Raw genomic sequence first — 4,481 nt, forward strand, 5'->3', positions numbered from 1 at the left:
TCAGCAGCAGAGAAGAGAGAGTATGCGGCGTTTTGCGTTTCTCGTCAACCCCTTCGTTTCCTTCGCTGTCGCTGCCGTGAAGCTGCGTGTGCGTCGGAGGAGCAGAACTATAGCAAATGATCACGGGACTGACAATGGCCCCAATCGAACTATGCGATTTTTTTATTTTGGCTTTGGGGAATAGCTTCCAATACTAGATGGGGAACCTGGGCGCTGGTCCAAGCACAGTCCTCTCCGATTTGCAGGCTCATCGGCAGTTCCTCAACAACGACACCGTATAATGATGGCGTTTTGGTGCACGCGCCCGTACCCACAGGCGCAGTTAAACGGGAAACGCGGAACCTTCCAACGAAGGCCAACGCGTGCTGCCCCCGCAACGGTAAGCAAGTGCTGCAGCAATGCGGCGAGCCGTCTTCCATGACCACTGTGCGATTCGCATGGGAAGGTTGGATGGCCCTACTTGCCAGCCCGGATACCGGCCAAAAAGGTAGAAGCGCACCCACTGTGCGCTTCGGTTCAATCTGGCCTACGGGGACGTCGGTCGGTTGTCATTGCGCGTCACAGCCGCGCACCCGACCAGGAAATGCATGCACCATCCAGTTCGCCCGCAACGCCGGCACGCCATGCTCGTCATCGGCATGCTGCTGTTGTGCGCCCTTGCGAGCCTGCTGTTTGCCGGCATGACGGGATCCATTTCCATTCCAGCCGCCGAGCTGCCGGACGCCCTACGTCAGCTCGTGCGCGGCGACAGCGGCTCGCTTGCCGCCTCGCTGCTCGAACTGCGTGCGGGTCGTGCGCTCACTGCCTTCGTCACCGGCGGCGCGCTCGCACTGGCCGGCGTGATGATGCAGGCGCTGCTGCGTAATCCGTTGGCCGACCCCTATGTGCTCGGCATCTCCGCCGGCGCCTCGGTGGGCGCACTGCTCGCGCTGCTGCTGGTGTCCGCCGCAGTGATGGTTGACCTGGCTGCGCTCGGCGGCGCGGTCGCCGTGTCGATGCTGCTCTACCTTCTGGCGCGGCGCGACCTGCGTAGCGGCCTGGCGGCGGAGGGCGGCACCTCGACGTTGCTGCTGACCGGCGTGATCCTGTCGTCCGCGTGCATGGCCCTGGTCACGCTGATGCTCTCGCTCGCGCCGGAAGGCCGCCTGCGCAACATGGTGTTCTGGATGATCGGCGATTTGTCGGGCGCACCGGTGCGCCTGGCCTCGTGGCTGGTGCTCGGTGCGGCGCTCCTGTATGCGCTGCGCAGTGCGCGCGCCATGAACGTGGTCGCGCTGCATGCGGAAAGCGCAGCGACGCTCGGCATCCGCGTCGGCCGGCTGCGCAAAGGCCTGTTCTTCGTGTCGGGTGTGCTGACGGCGAGCGCCGTCACTAGTGCCGGGTCGATCGGCTTCGTCGGGCTGATCGTCCCGCATGCCTGCCGCTACGCCTTCGGGCCCGACCACCGCGTGCTGGTGCCGGCGGCAGTGCTGGCCGGCGGCAGCTTCCTGGTTGTCTGCGATACGCTCGCGCGCACCGTCATCGCGCCGCAGCAGCTGCCGGTGGGGGCGATTACCGCGATCATCGGCGCGCCGGTCTTCCTCTACCAGTTGCACCGCATGAGGAGGTGAGATGATCCAGACCGAACACCTCGACCTGCAGGTCGCCGGCCGCAGCCTGGTCCGCCAGCTCGACTGGGCCGCCCGCCCCGGCGAATGCTGGAGCATCATCGGCCGCAACGGGGCCGGCAAGAGCACCCTGCTGCGCACGCTCGCCGGCCTGCACCGGCCGAGCGCCGGGGCCGTGCTGGTGCGTGGAAGGCCGCTGGAGCGCTGGGCGCCTGAGGACCTGGCGCGCGAGCGCGCCTTCCTTGCGCAGTCGCGCCACGACGCCTTTGCCTATAGCGTGATCGAGACGGTGCTGTCGGCGCGCCATCCCTATCACGGCAACCGTTTTTGGGAGGGCAGCGACGACCACCAGGCCGCCATGCGCGCCCTGGCGCAGATGGAAGTGGCAGACCTGGCCAGCCGCGATGTACGCACCCTGTCTGGCGGCGAGCGGCAACGGGTGGCGATTGCCGCGCTGCTTGCGCAGGAAACGCCGCTGCTGCTGCTGGACGAGCCGGCCAATGCACTCGACCTGGCGCATCAGGTAGGCGTCATGGGCCTGCTGGCCCGCCTGTGCCGCGAGCAGGGCAAGACTGTGGTCATGATCGGCCACGACCTGAACCTGGCGTACCGGATTTCGACCCATGCGCTACTTTTGAAGGGCGACGGCGGCTGGCAGGGCGGCCCGGTGGCGCAGACCATGCAGCCTGCGCTGCTGGGGGACTACCTGGGCCACCCGATCGAGATGCTGGAACACGGGGGGCGCCGCATCTTTATCCCGATCGAAGCGCCGGCATGACCGGCCGGCAGGCAGGAACGGAGAAACGATGAACAGGGATGCAGGCGCGCGCGCCGTATTGGTCGCGGCGATGGCTACGGGCCAGGGCAAGACCAGCGTGACCGCGGCGCTGGCCCGCAAGCTGCTGCGCCGGGGCTTGCGCGTGCGGGTCTTCAAATGCGGACCGGACTTCATCGACCCGATGCTGCTCGAGCGTGCCTCCGGTGCGCCGGTGCACACGCTCGACCTGTGGATGGTCGGTATCGACGAATGCCGGCGCCGCCTGCACGACGCCGCGCGCGAGGCCGATGCGATCCTGATCGAAGGCGTGATGGGACTATACGACGGCGCGCCCTCGGCGGCTGACCTGTCGCGCGAATTCGAGGTACCAGTGCTGGCCGTGATCGATGCGGCGGCGATGGCGCAGACTGCGGGCGCGGTGGCGCGCGGGCTGCGCGACTACGGGCCAATCCAGCTGGCGGGCGTTGTCGCCAACCGCGTCGCCGGCCAGGGCCATGCCGATATGGTGGCCGCGTCCCTGCGCGATATTCCGCTGCTCGGATGGCTGCCGCAGCAGGACAGGCCCCTGCCCGAGCGCCATCTCGGCCTGGTCCTGCCCGCTGAAGTTGAGGATCTGGAGCCCCTGCTGGACAAGCTCGCCGATGACTTGCACTTCAATCAAGCGGTGTGGCAGTCGCTGCCGGTAATGCCGCAGTCGCCGCCGGAGTGGCAGGATGTGGGCCGCCCGCTGGAACATCGCACCATCGCCATCGCGCGCGACGCCGCCTTCTGTTTCCTCTACCCGGCCAACCTCGAGGTACTCGAAAGGATGGGCGCGCGGCTGCGCTATTTTTCGCCGCTGGAAGATGAACCGGTGCCGGCCGATGCGGACGCGGTCTTCCTGCCTGGCGGCTATCCCGAACTGCATGGCGCAAGCCTTGCAAAGGCCGCCAACTGGCAGGCGTCGATCCGCGCGGCGCACGCGCACGGCTTGCCGATCGTGGCCGAATGCGGCGGCATGATGGCGGTTGTCGATGGCCTGACCGACAAGGAGGGCAAGCGCTGGGCGATGGCCGGCTTGATGCCGGGGGAAGTCTGGATGCAGGAGCGGCTCGGCGGCATCGGCTCGCAAGCGATGCCGACACGGCAAGGTCCCTTGCGCGGACACACCTTTCATTATTCGCGGCTGGAGACGCCGGCCCTGTCGCAAGTCCATGCGGTCAGTACCGACACGGGCACGCAGGGCGAAGCGGTATTTTGTATCGGGTCGCTCACCGCGTCCTACTTCCACAGCTACTTCCCGTCGAATCCACCGGCCGCTGCAGCGCTGTTCGGGGCCGGTCGGACCTAGGCACTCAATACGGAACCGGGATGCGCGACAGCGCGTAGTTCGAGGCGATCAAACCCTTCAGCATGGCCATGTCGGCGCTTGCGAGCAGGCTGAGAGGACGGGTCAGGCGAGGGTCTGCGGCATCGTCGAGCTGCCTGGCGACGCCTGTCGGCACGATCATCGGTTCGCCATTGCGACTTAGCAGGGCTTCTGGCCGCGCGGTATTCGTGTTGACGTCGACGGCCCAGACCTTGTTCTGGTGGAGGGCAGTGACGCCGTCCACCAGGGTATGGCCGACGACGATCCTGCGGGCGCCGAAGTGCGCGAGAACCTCGCTGACCTGGCTGGTGCTCGCTGCGGCATAGAGATTCTCGCCATCCATGAGGTAACCGCGGTATTGCGTCGCGCCGGCCGGGCCTACCACCGCATCGAGTTCACGTTTGTCCGGCATGTCGCCTGACCAGTAGTGGCGCATTGCGCTGTTCAGGTTACCGACGGTGAGCCCCGCATCGGCGACCGCCGTACTGACTTCTCCATGGGTAATCACGGTCTGCCCGCTCTTGATGATGAACGGTTTGTTCCGGACGATAGGGCCCCGTCCTGGTGGGGTTGCAGACGCAAGAAAGCCCGCAGAGAGGAGGATCACATTGTGGATCCCACCGGCGGGCTTTGCATTGCACAAAGCAAAAAACCCCACCAGGATCACCTGGTGGGGTTTTGCTTATAACTAGCCTGACGATAACCTACTTTCACACTGGTTGCAGCACTATCATCGGCGCAAAGTCGT

At 66.1% G+C, this 4,481-nt stretch carries 4 protein-coding genes and 1 riboswitch; of the genes, 3 read left to right on the forward strand and 1 reads right to left on the reverse strand.

Annotated elements, in window-relative coordinates; all coding sequences use genetic code 11:
* The first annotated feature begins 275 nt into the window (after nt 1–275).
* Nucleotides 276–498: riboswitch (cobalamin riboswitch) on the forward strand.
* Between the two features lie 89 nt (nt 499–587).
* Genes AC56K1_RS22845 through AC56K1_RS22855 form a run of 3 tightly spaced genes read left to right on the forward strand, consistent with a single transcriptional unit; the run spans nt 588 to nt 3,715 of the window.
* Complete coding sequence (locus AC56K1_RS22845; RefSeq protein ID WP_497160066.1) at nt 588–1,610, forward strand: FecCD family ABC transporter permease; 1,023 nt, start codon at nt 588–590, stop codon at nt 1,608–1,610.
* 1 nt (nt 1,611) lies between these two features.
* Nucleotides 1,612–2,385: an ABC transporter ATP-binding protein gene (locus AC56K1_RS22850; protein WP_497160067.1), complete on the forward strand. Its 774-nt coding sequence runs from the start codon at nt 1,612–1,614 to the stop codon at nt 2,383–2,385.
* A gap of 28 nt (nt 2,386–2,413) precedes the next feature.
* Nucleotides 2,414–3,715, forward strand: coding sequence for a cobyrinic acid a,c-diamide synthase CobB (locus tag AC56K1_RS22855; RefSeq protein WP_497160068.1), 1,302 nt, complete (start codon nt 2,414–2,416; stop codon nt 3,713–3,715).
* A 4-nt stretch (nt 3,716–3,719) separates the two neighbouring features.
* On the opposite strand, the gene AC56K1_RS22860 is transcribed toward AC56K1_RS22855, so the two are convergent.
* A complete protein-coding gene (locus tag AC56K1_RS22860) occupies nt 3,720–4,340 on the reverse strand; it encodes a hypothetical protein (protein WP_497160069.1) in 621 nt (206 codons plus the stop codon).
* Between the last annotated feature and the right edge of the window lie 141 nt (nt 4,341–4,481).

It is taken from the genome of Telluria sp. ZB4P37 (genome assembly GCF_059685855.1).

What these genes read in the sequence shown, in the direction of transcription:
- AC56K1_RS22845 (WP_497160066.1), top strand. Translation starts at nt 588, where the DNA reads ATGCACCATCCAGTTCGCCCGCAACGCCGGCACGCCATGCTCGTCATC.
- AC56K1_RS22850 (WP_497160067.1), top strand. Translation starts at nt 1,612, where the DNA reads ATGATCCAGACCGAACACCTCGACCTGCAGGTCGCCGGCCGCAGCCTG.
- AC56K1_RS22855 (WP_497160068.1), top strand. Translation starts at nt 2,414, where the DNA reads ATGAACAGGGATGCAGGCGCGCGCGCCGTATTGGTCGCGGCGATGGCT.